This window comes from Rhodanobacter glycinis (assembly GCF_006438785.1).
GTDB lineage: Bacteria > Pseudomonadota > Gammaproteobacteria > Xanthomonadales > Rhodanobacteraceae > Rhodanobacter > Rhodanobacter glycinis_A.
Window position 1 is genome coordinate 485,411 of the sequence record NZ_RCZB01000001.1, and the last position, 25,362, is coordinate 510,772.

At 61.0% G+C, this 25,362-nt stretch carries 20 protein-coding genes and 12 tRNA genes; 23 read left to right on the forward strand and 9 right to left on the reverse strand.

Annotated features, from left to right (window positions below):
* Positions 1–3: 3 nt before the first annotated feature.
* Positions 4–381: an Mth938-like domain-containing protein gene (locus EAH75_RS02520; RefSeq protein ID WP_140655026.1), complete on the reverse strand. Its 378-nt coding sequence runs from the start codon at positions 379–381 to the stop codon at positions 4–6.
* 24 nt (positions 382–405) lie between these two features.
* The gene (yhbY, locus tag EAH75_RS02525; protein WP_140655203.1) at positions 406–702 is read right to left on the reverse strand and encodes a ribosome assembly RNA-binding protein YhbY; all 297 of its coding nucleotides are present in this window, start codon (positions 700–702) and stop codon (positions 406–408) included.
* Between the two features lie 82 nt (positions 703–784).
* Here yhbY and rlmE point away from each other — a divergent pair, with 82 nt between their 5' ends.
* The 16 genes from rlmE to EAH75_RS02605 all read left to right on the forward strand — a co-directional run bounded on the left by rlmE (position 785) and on the right by EAH75_RS02605 (position 13,632).
* Entirely contained in the window at positions 785–1,435 is a 651-nt protein-coding gene (gene rlmE, locus EAH75_RS02530; RefSeq protein WP_140655029.1) for a 23S rRNA (uridine(2552)-2'-O)-methyltransferase RlmE, read from the forward strand.
* Entirely contained in the window at positions 1,432–3,390 is a 1,959-nt protein-coding gene (gene ftsH / locus EAH75_RS02535) for an ATP-dependent zinc metalloprotease FtsH (protein WP_193557825.1), read from the forward strand. Before rlmE ends, ftsH begins: the two co-directional genes overlap by 4 nt.
* A 285-nt stretch (positions 3,391–3,675) precedes the next feature.
* Positions 3,676–3,752: transfer RNA gene (locus EAH75_RS02540), tRNA-Arg, on the forward strand.
* A 178-nt stretch (positions 3,753–3,930) separates the two neighbouring features.
* A tRNA-Pro gene (locus EAH75_RS02545) sits at positions 3,931–4,007 on the forward strand.
* Between the two features lie 24 nt (positions 4,008–4,031).
* A tRNA-Arg gene (locus EAH75_RS02550) sits at positions 4,032–4,108 on the forward strand.
* A 15-nt stretch (positions 4,109–4,123) separates the two neighbouring features.
* Positions 4,124–4,200, forward strand: a tRNA-His gene (locus EAH75_RS02555).
* A gap of 19 nt (positions 4,201–4,219) precedes the next feature.
* Positions 4,220–4,295 (forward strand) — tRNA-Lys (locus EAH75_RS02560).
* Positions 4,296–4,612: 317 nt separating this feature from the next.
* Positions 4,613–4,697, forward strand: a tRNA-Leu gene (locus EAH75_RS02565).
* A 91-nt stretch (positions 4,698–4,788) separates the two neighbouring features.
* Positions 4,789–6,081, forward strand: a complete 1,293-nt coding sequence (tig, locus tag EAH75_RS02570) for a trigger factor (RefSeq protein WP_140655032.1) — start codon at positions 4,789–4,791, stop codon at positions 6,079–6,081.
* Positions 6,082–6,116: 35 nt separating this feature from the next.
* Positions 6,117–6,746, forward strand: a complete 630-nt coding sequence (clpP, locus tag EAH75_RS02575) for an ATP-dependent Clp endopeptidase proteolytic subunit ClpP (protein WP_140655035.1) — start codon at positions 6,117–6,119, stop codon at positions 6,744–6,746.
* A gap of 109 nt (positions 6,747–6,855) precedes the next feature.
* Positions 6,856–8,148 (forward strand): ATP-dependent Clp protease ATP-binding subunit ClpX, encoded by a 1,293-nt coding sequence (gene clpX, locus EAH75_RS02580; RefSeq protein WP_140655038.1) that lies wholly within the window; start codon positions 6,856–6,858, stop codon positions 8,146–8,148.
* A gap of 173 nt (positions 8,149–8,321) precedes the next feature.
* Positions 8,322–10,796, forward strand: a complete 2,475-nt coding sequence (gene lon / locus EAH75_RS02585; RefSeq protein WP_140655042.1) for an endopeptidase La — start codon at positions 8,322–8,324, stop codon at positions 10,794–10,796.
* Between the two features lie 346 nt (positions 10,797–11,142).
* A complete protein-coding gene (locus EAH75_RS02590) occupies positions 11,143–11,415 on the forward strand; it encodes an HU family DNA-binding protein (protein ID WP_007511239.1) in 273 nt (90 codons plus the stop codon).
* Between the two features lie 19 nt (positions 11,416–11,434).
* Positions 11,435–11,509: transfer RNA gene (locus EAH75_RS02595), tRNA-Val, on the forward strand.
* A 9-nt stretch (positions 11,510–11,518) separates the two neighbouring features.
* A tRNA-Asp gene (locus EAH75_RS02600) sits at positions 11,519–11,595 on the forward strand.
* Positions 11,596–11,730: 135 nt separating this feature from the next.
* A complete protein-coding gene (locus tag EAH75_RS02605; protein ID WP_140804077.1) occupies positions 11,731–13,632 on the forward strand; it encodes a SurA N-terminal domain-containing protein in 1,902 nt (633 codons plus the stop codon).
* Positions 13,633–13,735: 103 nt separating this feature from the next.
* On the opposite strand, the gene EAH75_RS02610 is transcribed toward EAH75_RS02605, so the two are convergent.
* Both EAH75_RS02610 and gloB read right to left on the reverse strand, forming a co-directional pair.
* Positions 13,736–14,731: a transglycosylase SLT domain-containing protein gene (locus EAH75_RS02610; RefSeq protein WP_140805001.1), complete on the reverse strand. Its 996-nt coding sequence runs from the start codon at positions 14,729–14,731 to the stop codon at positions 13,736–13,738.
* 200 nt (positions 14,732–14,931) lie between these two features.
* The gene (gene gloB, locus EAH75_RS02615; protein ID WP_140804079.1) at positions 14,932–15,696 is read right to left on the reverse strand and encodes a hydroxyacylglutathione hydrolase; all 765 of its coding nucleotides are present in this window, start codon (positions 15,694–15,696) and stop codon (positions 14,932–14,934) included.
* Positions 15,697–15,952: 256 nt separating this feature from the next.
* On the opposite strand from gloB, the gene EAH75_RS02620 reads away from it, so the two are divergent.
* The 3 genes from EAH75_RS02620 to dnaQ are packed head-to-tail and all read left to right on the forward strand — an operon-like array spanning position 15,953 to position 17,813.
* Positions 15,953–16,639: a methyltransferase domain-containing protein gene (locus EAH75_RS02620; protein WP_140655051.1), complete on the forward strand. Its 687-nt coding sequence runs from the start codon at positions 15,953–15,955 to the stop codon at positions 16,637–16,639.
* A 26-nt stretch (positions 16,640–16,665) separates the two neighbouring features.
* A complete protein-coding gene (gene rnhA, locus EAH75_RS02625; protein ID WP_140655054.1) occupies positions 16,666–17,109 on the forward strand; it encodes a ribonuclease HI in 444 nt (147 codons plus the stop codon).
* Positions 17,106–17,813 carry a DNA polymerase III subunit epsilon gene (dnaQ, locus tag EAH75_RS02630; protein WP_140655057.1) on the forward strand — a complete coding sequence of 236 codons (708 nt, stop codon included), beginning with the start codon at positions 17,106–17,108 and terminating at the stop codon, positions 17,811–17,813. Before rnhA ends, dnaQ begins: the two co-directional genes overlap by 4 nt.
* A 22-nt stretch (positions 17,814–17,835) precedes the next feature.
* Here dnaQ and EAH75_RS02635 read toward each other — a convergent pair whose 3' ends face one another.
* Positions 17,836–18,537: a PP2C family protein-serine/threonine phosphatase gene (locus EAH75_RS02635; protein ID WP_140655060.1), complete on the reverse strand. Its 702-nt coding sequence runs from the start codon at positions 18,535–18,537 to the stop codon at positions 17,836–17,838.
* A gap of 112 nt (positions 18,538–18,649) precedes the next feature.
* Between EAH75_RS02635 and EAH75_RS02640 the strand changes: the two genes are divergently transcribed.
* Positions 18,650–18,739 (forward strand) — tRNA-Ser (locus tag EAH75_RS02640).
* Positions 18,740–19,032: 293 nt separating this feature from the next.
* Here EAH75_RS02640 and ppsA read toward each other — a convergent pair.
* Entirely contained in the window at positions 19,033–21,405 is a 2,373-nt protein-coding gene (ppsA, locus tag EAH75_RS02645) for a phosphoenolpyruvate synthase (protein ID WP_140804081.1), read from the reverse strand.
* A 232-nt stretch (positions 21,406–21,637) separates the two neighbouring features.
* Between ppsA and ppsR the strand changes: the two genes are divergently transcribed.
* Positions 21,638–22,453: a posphoenolpyruvate synthetase regulatory kinase/phosphorylase PpsR gene (gene ppsR, locus EAH75_RS02650; protein WP_140655066.1), complete on the forward strand. Its 816-nt coding sequence runs from the start codon at positions 21,638–21,640 to the stop codon at positions 22,451–22,453.
* A gap of 27 nt (positions 22,454–22,480) precedes the next feature.
* Complete coding sequence (locus EAH75_RS02655) at positions 22,481–22,942, forward strand: DUF1249 domain-containing protein (RefSeq protein WP_140655069.1); 462 nt, start codon at positions 22,481–22,483, stop codon at positions 22,940–22,942.
* 73 nt (positions 22,943–23,015) lie between these two features.
* On the opposite strand, the gene EAH75_RS02660 is transcribed toward EAH75_RS02655, so the two are convergent.
* The 3 genes from EAH75_RS02660 to EAH75_RS02670 form a co-directional block, all read right to left on the reverse strand.
* Positions 23,016–23,092: transfer RNA gene (locus EAH75_RS02660), tRNA-Asp, on the reverse strand.
* A gap of 28 nt (positions 23,093–23,120) precedes the next feature.
* Positions 23,121–23,196: transfer RNA gene (locus EAH75_RS02665), tRNA-Glu, on the reverse strand.
* A gap of 9 nt (positions 23,197–23,205) precedes the next feature.
* A tRNA-Ala gene (locus EAH75_RS02670) sits at positions 23,206–23,281 on the reverse strand.
* 169 nt (positions 23,282–23,450) lie between these two features.
* On the opposite strand from EAH75_RS02670, the gene EAH75_RS02675 reads away from it, so the two are divergent.
* Positions 23,451–25,217 (forward strand): cation:proton antiporter, encoded by a 1,767-nt coding sequence (locus EAH75_RS02675; protein WP_140804083.1) that lies wholly within the window; start codon positions 23,451–23,453, stop codon positions 25,215–25,217.
* Positions 25,218–25,362: the final 145 nt, after the last annotated feature.

The following is a 25,362-nucleotide window of genomic DNA, read 5'->3' on the forward strand; positions in this document are numbered from 1 at the left end:
GCGTCATGCCACCGGCAGGATGAACCCGGCGACGACACGGCGACCTTCGCCGGCCAACAGGTTATAAGTGCGCGCAGCGGCTGCGTTGTCCATCACCTCGATGCCGATGCCCTTGCGCAGGAAGCCGGCCATGAAGGCCGCTGCCGGAAAGACCTGGCGTTCACCGGTGCCCAGGATCACCAGTTCAGGCTGCAAAGCCAGCAAGGCATCGACATGGCTGACATCCAGCATGACGGCGGCATCGACGGGCCAGTTCTCGATGACCCGATCCGGCGCGAGCAGGAAACTGGCAGCGAGTTCGCGATCAATCAGCGTGATGGTGCGGGCGCCGGCGCGCCGCACGAGCAGATAGCCTTCGGGGCGATCGAGCGACAGATCCATCAGGGTATCCCCGGTACGGCGGCCCTAGCGCGGCAGGGCGATTTTCGGTTCGTCGGCGTTGCGACGGAACAAGACGACCACATGGCCGATCTGGTGGATTTTTTCGGACTGCGTGCCGCCGGTGAGTGTGTCGATCTGGACCTGCCGCTCGTCCTTGTCGCCGCCCGACAGCTTGACCTTGACCAGTTCGTGAATGTCCAGCGCTTGGTTCAGTTCCTTTACTACGGCCTCGGTGGCGCCCTTGTTGCCAAGCAGGACAACCGGGCTCAGGTCGTGGGCGAGGCTGCGCAGGTAACGGGTCTGCGAGGAGGAAAGGGTCATGCGGTAGTGCTCGATTCGCGGTAAATGAACGGCAAAGGGTATCATGCGCCATCCCGTTCCCCAATCTGTGATCGAAGACGACATGGCCCGCAGCAAGAGCAGTGCAGTCTGGCTGCGCGAACACTTCAACGACGAATATGTGAAGAAAGCCCAGGCCGAGGGCTTGCGTTCGCGTGCGGTGTACAAGCTGGAGGAGCTGATCGAGCGTGATCGCCTGCTCAAGCCGGGCATCAACGTGGTCGACCTGGGCGCCGCTCCCGGCAGCTGGTCGCAACTGGTGCGCAACCGTCTGGGCGATACCGGCAAAGTGTTCGCACTGGACATCCTGCCTATGCAGAGCATCGCGGGGGTGGACTTCCTGCAGGGCGATTTCCGGGAGGAATCGGTATTGCGCGAGCTGGAGGGCCGACTGCAGGGCCATCGGCTGGATCTTGTACTGTGCGATCTGGCCCCCAATATGAGTGGTGTGGCGCTGGCCGACCAGATCCGTGCAATGGCTCTGGCCGATCTGGCGCTGGATTTCAGTCGGCAGTGGCTCAAGCCGGGCGGATCGTTCCTGATCAAGTTGTTTCAGGGCGTCGGCTTTGATGAATACTTGCGCAGCTTGCGCGCGGACTTCACCCGCGTGACCATGCGTAAACCTAAGGCCTCCCGCGCACGTTCGCGTGAGGTGTACGCACTGGCGGTGGGGCTGAAGCCTGCCGCCGTGTCACCGGGCGAGAACCGTGCATGAATGAAACAGCGAAAAATGTGTTGCTCTGGGTAATCATCGCGGTGGTCCTTTTCACCGTGTTCCAGAGCTTCAATCCCCGCGGCGCGGCCTCCTCCGACCTGCCTTACAGTTCGTTCGTGCAGAGTGTGGACAACGGCAACGTCGCCAACGCCACAATCAGCGCCGATCAACCGGCCACCATCAGCGGCAAGCTGAAGGACGGCAGCGCGTTCCGCACTGTCGCGCCGATGCTCGGTTTTTCCACCAATGCGGTGGTCAAGCAGATGCAGGACAAGGGTGTCGAAGTTCGCCAGGATCCGTCTGAAGGCTTCTCGCTGATCGGCTTGCTGGTGAGCTGGCTGCCGGTGTTGCTGATCGTGGGCGTGTTCATCTGGTTCATGCGCCAGATGCAATCCGGCGGTGGTGGTCGCGGTGCAATGAGCTTCGGTCGGTCGCGCGCCAAGCTGCAGGGCGAGGATCAGATCAAGGTCAATTTCAGCGACGTCGCCGGTTGCGACGAAGCGAAGGAGGAGGTCGGCGAACTGGTCGAGTTCCTGCGCGATCCCGGCCGGTTCCAGAAGCTTGGTGGCAAGATTCCGCGTGGTGTACTGATGGTCGGCCCGCCCGGCACTGGCAAGACCTTGCTGGCGAAGGCCATCGCGGGCGAGGCCAAGGTGCCATTCTTCGCGATCTCCGGTTCCGATTTCGTCGAGATGTTCGTGGGCGTCGGCGCCAGCCGCGTGCGCGACATGTTCGAGCAGGCCAAGAAGCACGCGCCGTGCATCATCTTTATCGACGAGATCGACGCAGTCGGTCGTCATCGCGGCGCCGGTCTGGGTGGTGGCCATGACGAGCGCGAGCAGACCCTGAATCAGTTGCTGGTCGAGATGGACGGCTTCGAGGGCACTGAAGGCATCATCGTGATCGCCGCAACCAACCGTCCGGATGTGCTGGATCCGGCGCTGCTGCGTCCGGGTCGTTTCGATCGTCAGGTCGTGGTGGGCCTGCCGGACGTGCGTGGCCGCGAGCAGATCCTCAAGGTGCACATGCGCAAGGTGCCGACCGCCAGTGATGTCAACGCGATGACCATTGCCCGCGGTACGCCCGGCTTCTCCGGCGCGGATCTGGCCAACCTGGTCAACGAGGCGGCCTTGTTCGCCGCGCGCGAGAACGCCCGTGAAGTTCGCATGAGTCACCTGGACAAGGCGCGCGACAAGATCCTGATGGGTGCCGAGCGCCGCTCGATGGCGATGAGCGAGGACGAGAAGAAGCTCACCGCCTATCACGAGGCGGGTCATGCGATCGTCGGCCGGCTGGTACCCGAACACGATCCGGTCTACAAGGTCACGATCATCCCGCGTGGTCGCGCGCTGGGCGTGACCATGTATCTGCCCGAGGGCGACAAATACAGCATCAATCGCGTGGCGATCCAGTCACAGCTTTGTTCGCTGTATGGTGGCCGTGTGGCAGAGGAGTTGATCTTTGGTGCCGACAAGGTCACCACTGGTGCTTCCAACGATATCGAGCGGGCCACCAAGATGGCACGCAACATGGCGACCAAGTGGGGGCTATCCGACGAACTCGGTCCGATCACCTACGGCGAGGATGAGGACGAAGTATTCCTCGGTCGTTCGGTCACCCAGCACAAGAGCATCTCCAACGAGACTGCCAGCAAGATCGACGAAGTGGTGCGAGGCATTCTCGATCGGGCCTATGCGCGCAGCAAGGAATTGCTGACGGCGAACCTCGACAAGCTTCATGCCATGGCTGAGGCGTTGCTGCAGTACGAGACCATCGATGCGCATCAGATCGACGACATCATGGCCGGACGTGAGCCCGGCCCACCAGCCGACTGGACCAAGAACGCCTCGGCTGGCGCCACACCGCCACCTCCGCCGCCCAAAAGCGACGCTGGCTCTACTGTGGGCAAGATGGGCGATCCGGCGCCACAGAGCCGTAATGGCATGGAAGGTTGATACGGGTTTGGACGGCCAAACCGGTTTCGTTTCGCAGCAAGGTGAGGAGGGTAGCCACGGGGCGCCGTCTCCATGCAATCCATGGAATTTACAAGTCGCACGACACAATCGTCATGAGTGGCTGGCAAACGGCTGCAATATCCGATTTGCGTTCTGCAGCGAATCGCGATGAATAAATTTTACGAAAAGGGTTGACGCACGGCAGCGGAGTCTGAATAATTCCGCTTCTTGCTTCACCGCCTTGGCGCCCAAACGCCAGCGCGGCAAAGTTAAAGTTTTTTTAGTGCGCCCGTAGCTCAGTTGGATAGAGTACCTGGCTACGAACTAGGTGGTCGGGAGTTCGAATCTCTCCGGGCGCACCATTTTTATAAGGCGAGGCGGGGTGCTTGCACCTCGTTTTGTTTTCGCGGAGAGGCTTGCTTCCTTTTGCGCGAAAGCAGTGATTCAGATATATGGTGTGCTTCGTACGGATTGACTGAGCGAAGCGTCACCCGTAACATTTGAAGGCTTCGATGACTTGAAGTGTTCGAGGATTCGTTGCGGGGTATAGCTCAGTCTGGTAGAGCGTTGCGTTTGGGACGCAAAAGTCGGGGGTTCGAATCCCTCTGCCCCGACCAGCGACGTGTCCTGCGGCAGAGACTGCGCCTGTAGCTCAACCGGATAGAGCATCGGCCTTCTAAGCCGACGGTTGCAGGTTCGAGTCCTGTCGGGCGCACCAGTTACAAGATTTATGGTGGGTGTAGCTCAGCTGGTTAGAGTCCCGGATTGTGATTCCGGTTGTCGTGGGTTCGAATCCCATCATCCACCCCAGTTTCAAACCAGGTTTCCTGGGCCGTTAGCTCAGTTGGTAGAGCAGTTGACTCTTAATCAATTGGTCGAAGGTTCGAATCCTTCACGGCCCACCAATGCAGCCAAGACGCCGATCGCTTGCGATCGGCGTCTTGCTTTGTGCGCTCAAGCGGGAGCGTAACGGGCCGCTGAGCCGCTACGGTGCTGATGTGCGGTTTACGGCTCGCTGGCGTTACCGCAGCAGGCTTGGCATCGTCGTCAGCATGCTTGTGCTGCAAGGTCATGCAACCGTAAAATGGTCCGCTTTCGTATAAGGGAATCATCGACTTAGACGGACGTGGCGAGCGGGTTTCATTGCTGTTGCCGAGTTGTCTGGCAATTGGCGAATTGGCTTCGAAATCCTGTGCTTACGAACGTGGATGAGAATGGCAAGGCGAGAGTGGCGGAATTGGTAGACGCACCAGATTTAGGTTCTGGCGGTTAACCCCGTGGGGGTTCGAGTCCCCCCTTTCGCACCATGCCGGGTGGTTTTCCTTAGTTTTTGCCGGCGGCACAGCCGCCATGGCGCCTGTGGCAGGCCCACAACATCAGGTAGTACCAGGAGACGTCATGCAGGTTTCGGTTGAGAACATTGGCACGCTCGAGCGCAAGCTCACGGTGAAATTTCCCGTAGAGCGGTTCGAGACGCAAGTCAGTGCGCGCATCGCGGAAATGGGCCGCACGGTTCGTCTGAAGGGTTTCCGTCCGGGCAAGGTGCCGACGACAGTGATCAAGCAGCGCTTCGGTGAACAGGTTCGTGGCGAGGTGTTGTCCGATCTGATTGGAAGTACGTTGCGTGAGGCGGTGGCGCAGGAAAAGCTGCAGCCGATCGCGAACCCTGCGATCAACACCACCGGGAAGCCGGAAAACGGTGAAATTGCCTATACCGCAACGTTCGAGGTCATGCCGGAGTTTCCGGCAGTCGACGTGGCTGCGCTGGAAATCAACCGGCCGATGGCGGCGGTAACCGATGCCGACATCGACAAGATGCTGGAGACGCTGCGCCAGCAACGCCGCAGTTTCGACGAAGTAGAGCGCGCCTCGGCCGAGGCTGACTTCGTAATGTTCGAGTACGCGGCTGAAGCGGGCGACTACCGTTTTCCGGCCGAAGGCCTGGAGCGGGCAGGCAGCGTGCTGGGTTCAGGCACCTTGTTCAAGGCGCTGGACGAGGCACTGGCGGGCCGCAAGGCTGGCGAGAGCTTTGATGCCGAGATCACGTTCCCGGAGGATTTCCGCAACGAGCAGTTGGCAGGAAAGGCCGCGAAGGTCAGCTTCAAGGTCATCAAGGTGCAGGAGCCGAAGCTGCCCGAGATCGATGGCGAGTTTGCCAAGCTGTTCGGCATCGAGGATGGCAACCTGGATACGTTCCGCAAGGAGGTTCGTGCCAATCTGGAGCGGGAGCTGAAGGCTGCCCTGATGGCACGCCTGAAGTCAGAAGTCGCTGAAAAACTGGCTGATGCTCACACCGAGCTGGACGTGCCGAAGCTGATGGTGCAATCCGAGGCGCGCAATATGGCGACCGGCAGCGTGCCGCAAGGCCAGCCGCCGCCGCCGCAGTTGATCGATGCCGCCACGCCGATCGCACGCAAACGGGTGATCGCCGGTCTGCTGATGGGCGAGATCGCGCGCAGACAGGAGATCAAGATCGATCGCAAGCGTATCGCCGAGCAGCTTGCTGCAATCGCCTCGACCTATGAGGAACCGGAGAAGGTCATTGAACTCTACAACGGCGACCCCCAACTGATGTCTGGGCTGCAGAATCGTGTGATGGAAGATCAGGTGGCCGAGTGGGTGGCGGAACATGCCAAGACTACCCAGCAGGACCTGAGCTTCGACGACGTGATGCGCCCGGCTAACGCCTGAGCTTTTACAGGCACACTCACCGGAGAGCTGCCAACATGGCCATGGACCCGATCCAGAACCTCAATTTGATACCGATGGTCGTCGAACAGACGGCCCGCGGCGAGCGCTCCTATGACATTTACTCGCGCCTGCTGAAGGAGCGGGTGATCTTCCTGGTCGGTGAAGTGAACGATCAGGTCGCCAATGTGATTGTCGCGCAGATGCTGTTCCTGGAGTCGGAGAATCCGGACAAGGACATCCACTTCTACATCAACAGCCCAGGTGGCGCGGTGACCGCGGGTCTGGCGATCTACGACACCATGCAGTTCATCAAGCCGGATGTCAGCACCATGTGCATCGGTCAGGCATGCAGCATGGGTTCGCTGTTGCTGACGGCAGGTGCCAAGGGCAAGCGGTTCTCGTTGCCGAACTCACGTGTGATGATCCATCAGCCTTCCGGCGGAGCGCAGGGACAAGCGACCGACATCGAAATCCAGGCGCGCGAGATCCTGTACATGCGTCAGCGCCTGAATCAGATCTATGTCGAGCACACCGGCCAGTCGATCGAGAAGATCGAACTGGACATGGAGCGTGATCGCTTCATGAATGCGGTCGATGCGAAGACGTATGGTTTGATCGACGAGGTGCTCGACAAGCGCGCCGGCGAGACGGTGAAATCGGCCTGATTTCCAGGTTTTACCCCAGAGTTGCGAGATGGGCTCTGCGTCTGCAGGCAGACGCGGGGCCCTGTGTTATTCTCGCGACGCATTCAGATTTACCAGCGGGATCGAGAGTATGAGCGACGACCGGCAGGGGCGTTCCAGCGACAGCGGCAAGATTCTCTATTGCTCTTTCTGTGGCAAGAGCCAGCATGAGGTGCGCAAGTTGATCGCGGGCCCGTCCGTGTTCATCTGCGACGAGTGCGTGGAACTGTGCAACGACATCATCCGCGAGGAACTGGAAGAGAAGGCTGCCTCCGGGCGCACCCAGTTGCCGAAGCCACGCGAGATCCGCGAGTCGCTGGATCAGTACGTGGTGGGCCAGACCCGCGCCAAGAAGGCGTTGGCGGTGGCGGTGTACAACCATTACAAGCGGATCGAGTCACGTCAGAAGAGCGACGACATCGAGCTGGGTAAATCCAACATCCTGCTGATCGGCCCGACCGGCTCGGGCAAGACGCTGCTGGCGGAAACGCTGGCGCGTCTGCTCAATGTGCCGTTCACGATCGCCGACGCCACCACGCTGACCGAAGCCGGTTACGTGGGCGAGGATGTCGAGAACATCATCCAGAAGCTGCTGCAGAAGTGCGACTACGACGTCGAGAAGGCGCAGTCGGGCATCGTCTACATTGACGAGATCGACAAGATCTCGCGCAAGAGCGAAAATCCGTCGATCACCCGCGACGTATCCGGCGAAGGCGTGCAACAGGCGCTGCTGAAGCTGATCGAGGGCACCTTGGCCTCGGTGCCGCCGCAGGGCGGGCGCAAGCATCCGCAGCAGGAATTTCTGCAGGTCGACACCAAGAACATCCTGTTTATCTGCGGTGGTGCTTTTGCTGGTCTGGAAAAGGTCATCCAGCAGCGTTCCGAGAACACCAGCATCGGCTTTTCGGCCGAGGTGCGCAGCAAAGAGCGCACCGAGAACTTGGGCAAGGTGCTGGCCGACGTCGAGCCTTCCGATCTGGTGCGTTTCGGCCTGATCCCGGAATTCGTCGGGCGCCTGCCGGTGGTGGCCACGCTGGACGAGCTCGACGAAGCGGCACTGGTGAAGATCCTCACCGAGCCGAAAAACGCCGTCACCAAGCAGTTCAAGAAGCTGTTCGAGATGGAGGAGGTGGAGCTGGAGTTCCGCCCCGAGGCGCTGCAGGCGATCGCCAAGAAGGCGCTCAAGCGCAAGACCGGCGCCCGCGGTCTGCGCACTATTCTTGAGCAGGTGCTGCTGGACACGATGTATGAGTTGCCCTCGCTGGAGCATGTCAGCAAGGTGGTGGTGGACGATGCCGTGATCGACGGTCAGGCCGAGCCTTACCTGATCTATCGGGGCAGCCTGCAGCAGCGCGTTGCAGGGGAGAGTGGCGACGCTGCCTGATTTGTGTAAGTGCCTGCAACGACAGCGGCTCCGGTGGTTTCACCGGGGCCGCTCTGTTTTTCGGCACCTCGCGCACCTTGACTGCGCGCCTGGCTGCCTCCACTTGACGTGGTAACAGGCCCGGCGCAGTGTCGGGTTGAACCAAGAAACCGAATTCGAGGGACTCCTCTTCCATGGCCAAGAACGCCCCCCTTCCCGCTGCACTGGACGCACTGCCGGTATTGCCATTGCGCGACGTGGTGGTCTACCCGCACATGGTCATCCCGTTGTTTGTCGGCCGCGACAAATCCATGCGCGCGCTGGAACGCGCAATGGAAGGCGAGCGGCAGATCCTGCTGGTCGCACAGAAAAGCCCGGATATCGACGATCCGGAAATTGCCGACTTGCATCAGGTCGGCACGCTGGCCGGCGTGCTGCAGTTGCTGAAGCTGCCCGATGGCACGGTCAAGGTGCTGGTCGAAGGCCAATCGCGCGTGGCGGTCGAGGATTTTCAGGAACTGGACGGCATGCTGATGGCCCGGTCGCGCCTGATCGAACCGGTCTACAACGCCAAGGAGCGCGAGCTTGACGTCGTCTCGCGGACGCTGATTTCATTGTTCGAGCAATTGGTCAAGCAGAGCCGCAAGCTGCCGCCCGAAGTGCTGGCGAGTCTGTCCGGCATTGATGATCCGTCGCGCGTCGCCGACTCCATTGCCGCGCACCTTTCTGTGCGCATGGCCGACAAGCAGAAGGTGCTGGAGACAGCTGACGTCGGACAACGGCTGGAGTTGCTGATCGGCCTGGTCGATGGCGAGATGGACTTGCAGCAGGTCGAGAAGCGCATCCGCGGACGGGTCAAGTCGCAGATGGAGAAGAGTCAGCGCGAGTACTACCTCAACGAACAGATGAAGGCGATCCAGAAGGAGCTCGGCGACAACGAGGAGGGCCCCAACGAAGTCGAGGAACTGCAGAAGAAGATCGAGACTTCAGGCATGCCCAAGGCCGTGTTGACCAAGGCGCGGCAGGAATTCGGCAAGCTCAAGCAGATGTCGCCGATGTCGGCCGAAGCCACCGTCGTACGCAACTACCTCGACTGGCTGGTTGGCGTGCCGTGGAAGAAGCGCAGCAAGGTGCGCAAGGATCTGCAGATGGCGCAGGAAGTGCTCGACGCCGATCACTTCGGGCTGGAGAAGGTCAAGGATCGCATCCTTGAATACCTCGCCGTGCAGCAGCGCGTGTCCGTGATGAAGGGTCCGATTCTGTGTTTGGTCGGTCCGCCTGGCGTGGGCAAGACGTCGTTGGGGCAGTCGATTGCCAAGGCGACCAATCGAAAATTCGTGCGCATGAGCCTGGGTGGCGTGCGCGACGAGGCCGAGATCCGCGGCCATCGACGCACCTATATTGGTTCGATGCCTGGTCGTATCGTGCAGAACATCAACAAGGTGGGCACCAAGAATCCGCTGTTCGTGCTGGACGAGATCGACAAGATGTCGATGGATTTTCGCGGCGATCCGTCGTCGGCGCTGCTGGAAGTGCTCGATCCAGAGCAGAACCACACGTTCAACGACCATTACCTCGAGGTCGATCTCGATCTGTCCGAGGTGATGTGGATCGCCACCGCGAACTCGTTGAACATTCCCGGCCCTTTGCTGGACCGCATGGAAGTCATCCGCATTCCTGGCTACACCGAGGACGAGAAGCTCGGCATCGCGCAGAAATATCTGCTGGCGAAACAGCTCAAGGCGAACGGCCTCAAGTCCGACGAACTCAGCGTGAGCGAAGAGGCGTTGCGCGACATTGTGCGGTACTACACGCGCGAGTCGGGCGTGCGCAACCTGGAGCGCGAGATTTCCAAGATCTGTCGCAAGGTGGTCAAGGAGCTGACCTTGGGTCAGGTGAAGAAGGCCAAGGCAAAGGCTACGTCGGTAAAGACGGGCAAGACCAAGGCAAAGTCGAACGCCGGTCGAATCACGGTGGATTCGGCCAATCTGAATCACTACCTAGGTGTGCGGCGGTTCGATTTCGGTCGCAAGGAATTGCAGAACGAAGTGGGGCTGGTGACCGGGCTTGCCTGGACCCAGGTTGGCGGTGAGCTGCTCAGCATTGAAGGTTCCGTGGTGCCGGGCAAGGGCCGGCTGGTGCATACCGGCCAGCTTGGCGATGTCATGAAAGAGTCGATCCAGGCGGCGTTGTCGGTGGTGCGCGCGCGTGCTGACCAGCTCGGTATCGATCCTGAGTTCCATCAGAAGCTGGATGTACATATCCATGTCCCGGAGGGCGCCACGCCGAAAGACGGTCCCAGCGCTGGCATCGCCATGTGCACGGCCTTGGTCTCCGTGCTTACCAAGGTGCCGGTGCGCTCCGAGGTGGCGATGACTGGTGAAATCACCTTGCGTGGCCGTGTGCTGCCGATCGGTGGGCTCAAGGAGAAACTGCTGGCGGCACTACGCGGCGGGATAACCACGGTGATCATCCCGGAGGACAACAAGAAGGATCTGGCGGACATGCCGGCCAACATCACTTCTTCGCTGGAGATTCATCCAGTTCGCTGGATTGACGAGGTGCTGGACATCGCGCTCGAACGCCCGTTGCGCCCGAATCCGGCCAAGGATGAGGCTCCTGCTGCGATTGCGGGTGAGTCAGCGGAAGTGCATTCGCTCACGCATTGATCGGCAAAGGGCATCCTTCGGACTGGTTCCTATGGTGCTCTGCTGCGGCAGGGCACTTTATGTTTTTTCGCTGTTGGCCGACGAAGTTTTGATCTAGTCTTCTGGCGCCCGTTTTGCAAGCGGTTTCGACAGCCACCGATCTTGCGGAAACGTTGCTGTGGCTTGTGTTGCGGATTCCCGTAAGGCACTGGTATAAAGGCGATACCGCAGTCCCGGCGTTGATATGTCAGCGCAGCGATGCGGGGTTGCGTTAAGGCGCCTAGCAAGAGCCAACCATCCATGCCGGTGTTGTCCCGTCCCTGGGGCCGACCACGCTGGCGAAATCCGAATAAGGGAGTTTCTTTCAATGAATAAAACCGATCTGATCAATGCCATTGCCGAAAAAGCCGAGCTGACCAAGGCCGATGCGGGCCGGGCCCTCGAAGCCTTTTTTGAGACCGTGCAGAAGTCGTTGAAGAAGGGCGAGGACGTCTCGGTGGTGGGCTTTGGCACTTTCACTGTGCGCAAGCGCGCAGCTCGTACCGGTCGCAATCCGCGTACCAACGAAGCGATCAAGATCAAGGCCTCGAAAGTGCCTGCGTTCAAGGCTGGCAAGACCCTCAAGGATGCCCTAAACTAAGCGGCTGACGCTTGGTTTTGGGTGCTTAGCTCAGCGGTAGAGCGTCGCCCTTACAAGGCGGTGGTCGTAGGTTCGATCCCTACAGCACCCACCAGAAAAATGCGGAGTGGTAGTTCAGTTGGTTAGAATGCTGGCCTGTCACGCCGGAGGTCGCGGGTTCGAGTCCCGTCCACTCCGCCACAGTTCGCAAGGGCGCCCGTGTGGCGCCCTTGTCATTTGAGCAGTGCGTGTTCGTGTAGCTTCTTGAGCGATCGGACACGCGGCTTGCGCCACTCACGCACCACGCGTTATCAACCACGTTGCGGGAAGATTTCAATGCTGCAGGCAATGCGTAACAAGATGCATGGATGGCCATCCATCATTGTTCTTGGCCTCGCCGTTCTGGCGATGTCGCTGTTCGGCATGGAGAGCTATTTCACGTCGCGCGACGATGCATTCGTGGCGAAAGTCGGCAAGCATGAAATCAGCCAGAACGCCTATCAGGATCGGATCAACCAGCTGCGGCAGCAGGCAAGCGCCGAGCAGGGGGAGCATTTCGATTCCAGCATTTTCGAAAAGCCCGAGATGAAGCAGCGAGTCCTGGACGCCATGATCGACCAGCAACTGTTGCTCCAGGTCAACGACGATTGGGGCATGCGGGTATCGGATCAGGCCGTACGCGATTACATCGCCGGGATCCCCACGTTTCAGGTCAATGGACAATTTGACGCTATCAGCTACCGCGCATGGCTCGCCAGCCAGCGCAAGACCCCGGACATGTTCGAGAGCGAAATACGCTCATCATTGGCGATCCAGTTGCTGCCCGATGCGATCAACGACAGCACCATCGTCAGCGATGTGCAGGTCGATCATTTTCTGAGCTTGCTTACCCAGCGCCGTGACCTGCGCTACTTCCTGTTGCCGCGACCCACGCTCACCGACAACCAGGTCAGCGATGCGCAAATCGAGGCGTGGTACAAGGCACACCTCGCCGACTACATGAACCCCGAACAGGTCTCGGTGAAGTACATCGAAGTCAACGGTGCCGACCTCCCGTTGGAAGCCGCGCCCAGTGAGGACGATCTGAAGAAACGCTATGCAGATGAAAAGCAGCGTTTCGTGCAGCCGGAACAACGGCTCGTTTCGCACATCCTGATCAACGTGCCGACCAATGCCACCCCAGAACAGCAGAAGGCGGCGTTGGCCAAGGCCGAGAAGATTGCCGTCGAAGCCAACCCCGGCGACTTCGCCAAGCTTGCTGAGCAGGATTCGCAGGATCTTGGTTCAAAGCGCCAAGGTGGCGATCTTGGATGGTTGGAAAAAGGCGTGACCAACCCGGCCTTCGATGCGGCGCTGTTTGCATTGCAGAAAAACCAGATTTCCAAGCCCGTGCTGTCGTCCGATGGCTATCACATCATCTGGCTGCGCGATGTTCGCAGTGGTGAATCCAAGCCGTTCGAGGAGGTGCGTGACCAACTGGTGAAGGAAGCTTCGGCAGCCGAGCGCGACCGCAGGTACAACGAGGTCGCCGGCAAGATGTCCGACAACACTTACCAGAACCCGACATCGCTGGAGCCGGCTTCGGTGGCGTTGAACCTGCCCATCAAGGCGACCGCGCTGTTCGCGCGTACAGGCGGCGAAGGTCTCACGGCAAACCCCAAGCTGATCGCCGCAGCGTTCAGTGATGATGTGTTGGTGCAGGGCAACAACTCCGGTCTGGTCGATCTGGGTAACAACCACTCGGTGGTGATCCATGTCGACAAGCATGTGCCGGCGGCGGCACGGCCGCTGGCCGAAGTGCGCGCTGACGTGCAGAAGAAGATCCTCAACGAGCGCATCGCTGCCCTCGAGAAGAAGCAGGCTGATGACGCGCTGGCGCGCTTGCACAAAGGTGAGGCCATGCCGGCATTGGCGACATCGATGGGCGCCACCATCACCAGTGTGAGCGAGGCCGTGCGGCATTCCGAAGTGCCGGCGCCGCTGTTGACGCAGGCGTTCCTGTTGCCGCACCCGACTGCAGACAAGGCGCAGTTTGCGGCAGTGGACATGCAGGATGGGACCTTTGCACTGCTCGCCTTGGACAAGGTTCAGGGCGGTGACCTTTCGAAGGTGCCGCCGGAGCAGCGTGAGTCGCTGCGCCAGCAGATGGCCCAGGCCTACGGCTCCGAGACGACGAGAGAGCTGGTCGAACTGCTCAAGACAAAGGCCGAAATCAAGCTCAACAAGGCTCGGATGTAGCCCATCCTGTTTCGCTGCCGTGTAGCGGACAAGCCAGCACAAACAGAAGGGCGGCCATGGGCCGCCCTTCTGTTTGTGGCCCAGGCCGGATTGACCCGCCAGCTCAGTTTGTATCACTCACCCGCAATACCTGGCCAAGCTTGAGCGTCTGCCCGCGGAGGTGGTTCCAGCGTTGCAGCTCGCTTACGTTCACTGAGTAGTTCCGGGCGATCTGCCACAGGCTGTCGCCACGCCTGACCGTATGTGTTTTCCGTGGTGTCGTTGTCTTTGATGGGACAGCGACTGCCGTGATGGCGGCGGTGCCGTGGCCCTGGGGGGCGGCGAGTCCCATTGATGGCTGCACCAGCAAGGCATTCCGGAATTGCTCCGCGCGACTCGCCGGCAGCAGCAGGTACGAGGCAGCACCGGCATCAATCATGTCACTGCGGAACGCGGCGTTGAGGCCTTTCAATGTATTCACTGACATGCCGGCATGATCGGCGGCCCGGGTGATCGGCATCGAATGGGTGATCTTTACCTGTACCAGTTGCTGTTCATCCGGCAGCGTCGGCAGGCTTACATGGAAGCGGCCAGGTTCCCGCACGACGCAGGCGATCGCCAGCAGTTTGGTCAGATGAGCGCGAGTGACCTTGCGCACCGGCCACTCGGGAATCACGGGGTCGTCTCCCGGCATGCCATGCTTTCGGATAAGTTTGCGCACGGAGAACTCGCCGGCGTTGTAGGCGTAATCAGCCACCCGCCAGTCATGAAACTGATCGTGATATTGCTTGAGCAGTTTCATCACCGCATGAGCGGCGGCCGGAACATCGAGGCGCCCGTCATAGTGGCCATCGACGCGCAACCCCATCGCGCCGGCGGTGATCGGCATGATTTGCCACATACCGGCAGGTTGACGCCGGCGTGCCGCGACCGGCTGGAACTGGCTCTCCACCCAGGGCAGCAGTACAAACTCTCCCGCGACATCGTACTGAGCCGCGATCTGTTGCACGTAGGCCAGGCGAGGCAACACTTCCCGCAGCTGATTCTCGAATTGTATGGGGTTGTGTGTGTAGCGCTTGGCCCAGACCATGACCGACGGATCAGCGTCGCAGTCGGCCATCGCAAAGCTGCTGCGCAATTGATCCCAAGTATTGTCCGATGGCGGTTTCGCCGGTTCGCTGGAAGAAGGCACGACTATGGGAGCAACGGTCGCTGTCGGAATCGCCTTGGTCGGCCGCTGGTGTGGTGCTTGCGAGGGTGTGCCAGCACACGCCGCCAACAGGATCGACAGTGCCATGGGCAGAAATTTGAGAAGTTTGCTCATCCGCTGAATCCGTTCTTGGCTTCGCGCAGGGCGGCAAAGCGGGTGACGCGATCGGTATCGATGCCTCGTTGCGTGCACCAGGCAGCGACAACTTTGGAGTCCACGCGCAGGAATGGATTGGTCGCCAGCTCCACGGTCAATGCAACCGGCAGGGTAGCAAGGCGTTGGGCGCGTAAATTCGCGACTTCCTGCAGCCTTTTCTGCAACTCGGGATTGCCTGGTTCGATGGTGCGCGCAAAGCGACCGTTGGCTTCGGTGTACTCATGTCCCGCGCAAACCAGGGTTTCTGGCGGCAACCTCGACAGACGATCCAGCGAAGTGAGCATCTGGGCCGGCGAGCCTTCGAACAAGCGGCCGCAGCCGAGGCTGAACAGGGTGTCGCCGCAAAACAGCAGGCCTGCTCCGACGAATGCCACATGACTGAGGGTATGGCCGGGGATCGCGATCACCTCGAAGCGGGTTTGCGGCGAGGCCAGGTTGATCAGGTCTCCGTCGCGCACCTGTTCCGTTGCCTCGTCGATGCGTTCATCGACAGGTGCATACACGGGGACGCCATGCTGCATGCGCAGGGCTGCCGCGCCGCCGATATGGTCAGGGTGATGATGAGTCAGCAGGATCGCACGCAGTCGCAGTTGGCGCGCCGCAAGCGCGCGTTCGACGACCGTGGCGTCACCCGGATCAACCACGACGGCATTGCCATCGTCGTCGTGCATCAGCCAGATGTAATTGTCGGCCAGTGCCGGTAACGGTATGAGATGCAAGGTGAGCTCCGCTGCGTTTCAGGAGCGCCTGATGATGAATCAGGTGCTGTTTCCCGTGATCAACGACAGACGCAGCCGTCCCGGGCGCGCATGAAGCGGTCGACTATAGGGTGGCTTCGCCGCCAGCTCGTTAGCAGAGCGTTAATCAGCTGATCTGGCGTTCAGCAGCGTGCGGCAGTTCCGGCGCGTCTGTAATCTGCAGTCGGCTGTCGTCAACCGTTACAATGCCGATACAGATGGAGACCAGGCCTGCTGCATGCATCAACGCGATGACGACATCTATGCCAGTGCGCCCCTGCGCCGATTGCTGGATGAGCAGACGCGTGCGCTGACGCCTGAACTGCAACGCTGTTTCGGCACGCACGGCCTGTTGCTGCGCACATCCGCCAACGACGTGCCGCCTGCCTTGCCGATGCTCGGCTGCTGGACCAGCCTGCGCCTGGACAACGGCTGCTATCGCGGTGATTTGCAGGCAGCAATGAATGAGCCGTTGCCCTTCGTGGACGATGCATTCGACCTGGTGGTGCTGCGACACGTGCTGGAAGTGACGCCGAGCGCATCGGCACTGCTCAACGATGCCATCCGCATACTGGCGCCGGGTGGCGTACTGGTACTTACTGGCGTGCATCCGCTCAGTGGCTGGGCACCCTGGTTCTATTGGCGTACGCGTGGCAAATCACAGACACTGCGGATGCCATTGCGTCTGGGTCACGACCTACGGCAGGCAGGACTGGAAATCGAGCGAATGCAGCGGGTGGGGCGTTTGTGGCCCGGTCGGGAGACGACAGGTTCGACACCCGCCAGTGCGTTCGGCGGGGGCTATGTCCTGATCGCGCGCAAACGTCGGCGCATGATTGCGCCACTGCGAATCAAGCCGATGCCGGTACGGGTGTCGTCCAGTGGCCAATTGTCGCCAGGCACACGACGCAGTTCAGCGCTGTGACTTTTCAATGGAATACGTGAGTAACGATGAGCGAAGTGGAAGCATTTACCGACGGCGCCTGCCTGGGCAATCCGGGTCCGGGTGGCTGGGCCGCCCTGTTGCGCGCCAAAGACAGCGAACGCATGGTTGCCGGTGGTGATCCGGCCACCACCAACAATCGGATGGAATTGATGGCCGCCATCGGTGCCCTGGAGGCATTGAAGCGGCCCTGCAAGGTGGTGCTCACCACCGACTCGCGGTATGTGATGCAGGGTATCGAGCAGTGGGTTCCCAAGTGGCGCGCCAACGGCTGGCGCACTGCAGACAAGAAGCCGGTGAAGAATCAGGATCTGTGGCTGCGGTTGTCGGATGCAGCGAGTACCCATCAGGTGCGCTGGCAGTGGGTGCGTGGCCATAACGGCCATATTGAAAACGAGCGGGTCGACCAGGCGGCGCGCGAGCAGGCCGAGTTGCTCAGGGGTCGGGCATGAGACAGATCGTTCTCGATACCGAGACCACGGGACTGGAAGTGCGCCAGGGGCATCGGCTGGTGGAGATAGCCTGCGTCGAGATGCTCGAACGTCGCCTCACCGGCCGGCATTATCAGACCTATCTCAACCCGGATCGGGCGATCGACGAAGGTGCCCGGCTGGTCACCGGCATCGAGGACGAGTTCCTGCTCGACAAGCCGCATTTTGCCGACGTGGTGGACGAGTTCCTTGCCTTCATCGACGGCGCGGAACTGATCATCCACAACGCCAGTTTCGACATCGGATTTCTAGACGCCGAACTGGCGCGCCTGGACAACGGTGCCGGCAGGATCGGCGACCGTTGCCGCGTGCTTGATACCTTGGCGATGGCGCGCGAGCGCTACCCGGGTCAGCGCAACAGTCTTGATGCATTGTGCAAGCGGCTCGGCGTGGACAATTCGCGGCGCGACCTGCATGGCGGTCTGATTGACGCCCAGTTGCTGGCGGACGTGTATCTGGGAATGACATCTGGGCAGGTGGCGTTCGACCTGGGTTTCGAAGGTGCCGCGGAACAACACAACGCCGTGGTGGCTGAGCCGGTTGTCCTGCGGGTACGCCCTTTGGTGCTGCACGCTTCACCAGATGAGTCGTTGCAGCACGAACAACGTCTGGATGCGCTCGACAAGGGCGTGGACGGGCAGAGTGTATGGCGGCGACTGGGTTGAGCGAAACCGCTGCGGTCGGGGCTCAGCAGGAGCGCACGATGATCACGCTGATATTGTCATCGCCACCGCTGTCGAGTGCGGCCAGCAGCAGGTGATCCACGCACTCCTGCGAAGCCAGGTCCGTACGAGCGACCGTGCGTGCAATCGACGCATCGCCGACGCCCTCGGTCAGGCCATCGCTGCACAACAGGAACCCCATGCCCTGCTCCAGCTGGCCGCGTGCCATGCCGATGTGCAGTTGCTCGGTGGCGGTCACACCCAGCGCCTGGGTAAGCACATTGCGTTGCGGATGCTGGGACACCAGCGCGGGGTCCAGCTGGCCGGCTTCGACCAATGCCTGCACCAGGGAGTGGTCGTGACTGATCTGACGCAGGTCCTGCTTCCACATGTAGATGCGGCTGTCGCCAACCCAAGCCACTTCGTAGCTGTCGCCGGCTGTTCGCAGAGCGGCAATGGTGGTGCCCATGGGTAGGACGTCGAAGCTGTGGCGGGTGTGGGCCAGCAGTCGCTCGGCCGCACCGTGCACCGCCTCGATCAGGCTGTGCCCGCGGGTGACCAGATCGACCACCGCATCACGTACCAGCGCCGAAGCTACCTCTCCGTGCTGATGGCCACCCATGCCATCGGCAACCAGAAACAGGCCGAGTGAGGCATCGGCATAATAAGTGTCTTCATTGCGCGTGCGGCGCAGGCCGACATGCGTTCCGTGTCCAAATTCGATCATGGGCTTTCAGTTGGGGCGAGCTGTTGAAGCATGCCGCAAGACCTGGTTGTTGTCACGGCAAGTTCGCTCGCGTATTATTCCCGGCTCGCATGCGCCACCATGCATCCGCACCGGAGAGGTGGCAGAGTGGTCGAATGTACCTGACTCGAAATCAGGCGTACGTGTAAGCGTACCGTGGGTTCGAATCCCACCCTCTCCGCCAGAAAAGCACAACGCCCCCTCGTGGGGCGTTGTGCTTTTCTGATGGCGACGGCTGGGTAAGAACCCACCCGGGTTCGACAAATTTGTCAGGAACAAATTTGGACAGCCGCAGGCTGGCCCCGCAGCGCGCAGCGCGGAGGGGTTCGGCCCAGGGATGGGCCGAACAATCCCACCCGGTGTCGGTGATGCTTCACGCCCACCTGGCGCGTTTTGCTTTCCAGCAATCGCAACAAAAGGGCCGGGTGATCCCCGGCCCTTTTTCAAACCCTGTCGCGACTACGATGCCTAGTCGATTCAGCCGGCCTTCTTCTTCGCCAACCGCAACCAAGTATCAACCACCGTATCGGGATTCAGCGACAACGACTCGATGCCTTGCTCCATCAGCCACTCGGCCAGATCCGGATGGTCGCTCGGGCCCTGACCACAGATGCCGATGTACTTGCCCTTGGCGCGGGCGGTCTTGATCGCCATCGACAGCAATTTCTTGACGGCTGGATCGCGTTCGTCGAACAGGCTGGCGACGATGCTGGAGTCGCGGTCGAGGCCCAGGGTGAGCTGGGTGAGGTCGTTCGATCCGATCGAGAAGCCGTCAAAGATGTCGAGGAACTCGTCAGCGAGCAGAGCGTTCGAGGGCACCTCGCACATCATGATGACCTTGAGGTCATGCTCGCCCTGGGTGAGGCCATTCTTGGCCAGCACTTCGATCACCTTGCGGCCTTCGCCCAGGGTGCGCACGAACGGGATCATCACCCATACGTTGGAGAGGCCCATCACTTCGCGCACGCGCTTGACCGCCTTGCACTCCAGAGCGAATGCCGCGGCGAAGCTGGGGTCGACGTAACGGCTGGCACCGCGGAAGCCGATCATCGGGTTCTCTTCATGCGGCTCGTAGCACGAGCCGCCGAGCAGGCCGGCGTACTCGTTCGACTTGAAGTCGGACAGGCGCACGATCACCGGCTTCGGGTAGACCGAGGCGGCGATGGTGGCAATGCCTTCGGCGAGGCGATCGACATAGAACTCGACCGGACCGGCATAACCGGCGATGCGTTCGTCGATCTTTGCCTTCGTCTCGGCATCCTGCTGGCTGTATTCCAGCAGCGCCTTGGGATGCACACCGATGTGGCTGGCGATGATCATTTCCAGACGGGCCAGACCGATGCCGGCATTCGGCAGCATGCCGAAATCGAACGCGCGCTCCGGGTTTGCCACGTTCATCATGATCTTCAGCGGCGCCTCGGGCATGTCGCCAAGATCGGCAGTGACGCGTTCGAATTTCAGGATGCCTTCATAGATCGTGCCGGTGTCGCCTTCGGCGCAGGACACGGTGACTTCGGCGCCATCCGGGATCAGTTCCAGTGCGTTGCCGGTGCCGACCACGGCGGGTACACCCAGCTCGCGCGCGATGATCGCCGCATGACAGGTGCGGCCGCCGCGATTGGTGACGATCGCGGAGGCACGCTTCATTACCGGCTCCCAATCGGGGTCGGTCATGTCGGCGATCAGCACATCACCCGGCTGCACCTTGTTCATGTCGCTCAGCGAGCGGATCACGCGCGCCTTGCCGGCACCGATCTTCTGGCCGATCGAACGACCTTCGGCGAGTACCTTGCCTTTCTCGTTGAGGTGGAAGCGCTCGAGCTGGGTCGTGTGCGTGCGCGATTTCACCGTCTCCGGGCGCGCCTGCACGATGTAGATCTTGCCGGTATGACCATCCTTCGCCCACTCGATATCCATCGGTCGGTCGTAATGCTTTTCGATGATCAGCGACTGCCGCGCCAGTTCCTGCACGTCCTCGTCGTTGATGCAGAACTTGTTGCGCATTTCCGTCGGTGTGTCTTCGGTGCGCACGCGTTCGCCCGGCGCAGCGGAATAGACCATGCGCAGCTGCTTGGCGCCGAGATTGCGGCGCAGCACGGCGGGCTTGCCCTCACGCAAGGTCGGCTTGAACACATAGAACTCGTCCGGATTGACCGCGCCCTGCACGACCATTTCGCCCAGGCCGTACGAGCCGGTGACGAACACCACATCACGGAAGCCGGATTCGGTGTCCAGCGTGAAAAGCACACCGGAGGCGCCCACGTCCGAGCGCACCATCAATTGCACGCCGGCGGACAGGAACACGTCTTCGTGCTTGAACCCCTGGTGCACGCGGTAGGCGATCGCGCGATCGTTGTACAGCGACGCGAAGACTTCCTTCACCTTGTGCAGCACGTCGTCGATGCCGACCACGTTGAGAAAAGTCTCTTGCTGGCCGGCGAATGAGGCATCCGGCAGGTCCTCGGCAGTGGCCGACGAGCGTACGGCGACGGCGATATCGTCGGCACCGGCGTCCTTGCATAGTTTGATATAGGCCGCGCGAATCGCCTGCTCGAGTTCGCCAGGCAGGGCAGTGTCGACGATCCAGCCGCGGATCTCCTTGCCAGCTACTACCAGCGTGTCGACGTCATCGACATCGAGCGAGGCGAGGCGTTCCTGGATGCGTTTGGCCAGACCGCTCTTTTCCAGATACTGCTGGAACGCATCGGCCGTGGTGGCGAAACCACCCGGCACGGACACGCCAAGCTTGGCCAGGTTGCCGATCATCTCGCCGAGCGAGGCATTCTTGCCGCCCACCTTGCCCAGGTCGGTCATGCGAAGTTGGTCGAGCCAAAGCACCAGATCGTTCAAGGGGATTTCCTCAAGAGCTCTACTAAGGGTGACGGGATGGATACGGCGTGCAGGCCCAAAGGGGACTGCAAAGGACTGGTATTGTCCGCTGCCGATGGTGCGCAGCACAAGAAGACCATTGCCGTGCGATGGCATTCCAACGGCATACCAGTCAGCTGGCGGTCAATCGGAGACAGCGTTTTGTGCTTGCGCTAAGGTGCGATCAAACGCATCTGCGCAATCGGGATCCTGTATGCAGCGAACGGTTTTCTTCATCTCCGACTCCACTGGTATTACCGCGGAGACGATCGGCAACAGCATCCTGGCGCAGTTCGAGGGCGTGCAGTTCGACAAGCACCGGCTGCCGTTCATCGACAACGCGCAGAAGGCGGAAGCTGCCGCATTGCGCATCAAGACCCATTACGCGCAAAGCGCCCAGCGGCCGATCGTGGTCAACACCATGGCCGAACGTGCGCTGTGCGATATCGTCGCCACCAGCGGTGCGTTGATGCTGGATGTGTTCGCACCGTTCATCGGTCCGCTGGAAGACGAGCTGGGCGCCAAGCGTTCCGGTGCGGTCAATCGTTCGCATGGCATGGTTGATTTCGACAAGTACGAGGCGCGCATCAATGCCACCAACTATGCGCTATCGCACGACGATGGCATTGACGTGAATTACGCCGAGGCCGATTTGATCCTGGTCGGTGTGTCGCGCTCGGGCAAGACGCCGACCTGTCTCTACATGGCCTTGCATTACGGTGTAAGCGCCGCCAACTATCCGCTGACCGACGAGGACCTGGAGAAGCTCGAACTGCCAGCACGCCTGCGTCCGTATCGGGATCGGTTGTACGGACTGACCATCGATCCGCAACGTCTGGCGCAGATCCGCGAGCAGCGCCGCGCCGGCAGCCGCTACGCGACCCTGCAGCAATGCCGTTGGGAACTGGAGCAGGCGGATCGCCTGATGCGCCAGGCCAGTATTCCCAGTCTCAATACCACGCATGTGTCGATCGAGGAGATCGCCAGCAAGATCTTCGACCGCTTCGGTATCGAGCGGACCATGTTCTGATTGCCGACCGGAGTTTGCCTGCCCGCCATGAGTGTCGTACTGGACAATCGCAACAGCCTGCTGCCGGGGCGCTTCGAGTTCCTGATGGGGCTGTATGCGGAGAACTATCACCGCCTGTCACGGCTGTTCGCGCCGCAGCAGCTGGCACCGGGTCGCTATGTATCCAGGGTGGATGACGGACTCAACGTGCATCTGCACGTGCAGGAATGCCATCCGTATACGCTGGAGCTGGAACTCACCTACGATTTCGTCGATGCACATACTGGCCAGCGTGCACCGTCGGCGCAGCTGCGCATGTATACCGACGCGCATGTGGCCGAAGCGCTGCACTGCCACCCAGGGCGGCACCTGTGGCAGGTGCTGGGGCCGTTTTCACCGGCGCATACCGTGTTCCAGCATCGCCTGCGCATGAACGGGTTTCTTTCGCGCTGGCTGGAGTACCTGGCCGAGCAGGGGCATTCCACCCGCACTTTGGTGCCTGAAGCCTGATCGACGAGACGCATGCGCGGCCATAGCACAGGCAACAAAAAACCCGCACGAGGCGGGCTTTTCGTCTGAATAGTGGCGGAGTGGACGGGACTCGAACCCGCGACCTCCGGCGTGACAGGCCAGCATTCTAACCAACTGAACTACCACTCCGCATTTCTTCCAGCTTTGCGAGCCAACTTGGCGTCCCCACGGGGATTCGAACCCCGGTCGCCACCGTGAAAGGGTGATGTCCTAGGCCTCTAGACGATGGGGACGGATTAAGTTGGTGGAGCCAGGCGGGATCGAACCGCCGACCTCCTGCATGCCATGCAGGCGCTCTCCCAGCTGAGCTATGGCCCCGCCGCTGGAAGCCGAGAAGAATAGGGTCGAGCTGGATATCCGTCAAGCTTTTTTTCAGGATGGTTGACGATGGAATCCATCGCGGTTCGTGACTTCAAGTCGCGATCAGGCAGATGCTGGCCGTGGTTCGTTTAAGCTGCAGTGACTTGCGTTACTGAAGAGTCGGGGCATGCACGAAATCGGTTTCATTCGCGACCTGGCTGTGGTGATGATCGTGGCCGGCGCCACAACGATCCTGTTCCAGCGCCTGCGTCAACCGGTGCTGCTGGGTTACATCCTCGCCGGTGTGCTGATCGGACCGCATACGCCGGGCATGCTGGTCGATGACCCGCGGGCGATTGACGATATTTCAAATCTGGGTGTGGTGCTGCTGATGTTCACGCTGGGGCTTGAGTTCAGCGTGCGCAAACTGCGTGATGTCGGCATCGGGGTGCTGGCCGTGGCGGTGGGCGAAGTCGGATTGATGTTATGGGTCGGCTACGGCATTGGCGGATTGTTCGGCTGGACCGGCATGGATGCGCTTTTCCTCGGCGCGATCATCTCGCTGTCGTCGACCATGGTTGCCACCCGTACCCTGAGCGAGGGAGGGCAGCGGCATCGACCCTTTGCCCAATTGGTGGTGGGCCTGCTGGTAGCCGAGGACATGCTGGCGATCGTCATGCTCACCTTGTTGACGGCCGTGGCGATCGGCGGCTCGGTGCAGGCGGAAACTGCGTTCACGCTGATCGGTCATCTGGGGCTGTTCATTGTCGTCGGGATGATCCTCGGACTATTGCTGTTACCTCGACTGGTCGATTACGTAGCGGGTTTCGGTCGCGATGAAACGCTGCTGGTGAGTGTGCTGGGGATTTGTTTCGGTGCCAGCCTGTTCGCCGCATGGATGGGTTTCAGCGTGGCGTTGGGCGCGTTTCTGGCCGGGGCGGTTGTCGCCGAATCGCGCAGTGTGGTGCGCGTGCTGCGCCTAGTGGAGCCGTTGCGCGACATGTTCGCCGCGCTGTTCTTCGTGGCGATCGGCCTGAAGATCGATCCTTCGATGCTGCTGCAGTACGCGCTGCCGGCTTTGCTTATTGCGGTAGTGGTGATCGCTGGCAAGACGCTGGCGTGCAGTCTGGGCATCTTCGTTGTCGGTCACGACGCGCGTACCGCGCTGCGTTCGGGGCTGGGCATGGCGCAGATCGGTGAATTCTCGTTCGTGATCGCCACTCTGGGGCTTTCGCTCGGCGTGATCAGCGATTTCATCTACCCCATTGCGGTGGCGGTGTCGGTGCTGTGCATGGCAGCATCGCCGTACCTGAATCGTTCCGCCGACACGCTGGCGAATGGTCTGCGCCGATTGACGCCGCGTCCGATGCGGCTGCTTGCGACCAGTTACAGCGGTTGGCTGGAGAACCTCAAGCCCGTCAGCGAGAACGCAGCGATTGCGGCGATTTTCCGCCGGCTGCTGTGGCATATCGCGATCAATGTTCTATTGGTGGTGGCACTGTTCATCATCGGCGCCTACATCAATGGACACAGCTGGAGCTGGTTCTCGATGCTGGGTATCGACCGCGACCTGCGGCATACCCTGATCTGGGCATGCGCGCTGTTTCTGTCCCTGCCGATGCTGATCGCGATATACCGCAAGGCCGAGGCGTTGGGCATGTTGCTGGCCGAGATCGGCATCCGTGAACGGTTTGCCGGCGCCTACACACAGGCCATCCGCAACGTGCTGGCGCGGATCATCCCACTGGCAACCTTGCTGGCGCTGGCGTTGCTGGTCAGCGCACTCGGCTCGACGATCCTGCCACCACGCGGTATCGCGATGTCATTGGTCGTGCTCGGGACGGTGCTGGCGGTGGTGCTGTGGCGCAGTTTGGTAAAGATGCACGCGCGTCTGCAGGCGGCGCTCAAGGAGACCCTGGACAAGCCGGGGCTGCCCGGGGGTGGTTCCGGCTGAAAAGCGGGCGCCAGCACAGGCATCGGTGAACCTTTATGCGGACTGACGGTCTGAGCCCTGAATCGTTGCCAAGACCGGACAAGCACCGCACAATGCGAGGCCTGCCTCCATCGGGGGGGCCCGGTCGGCAACGCCGGCATTTCCA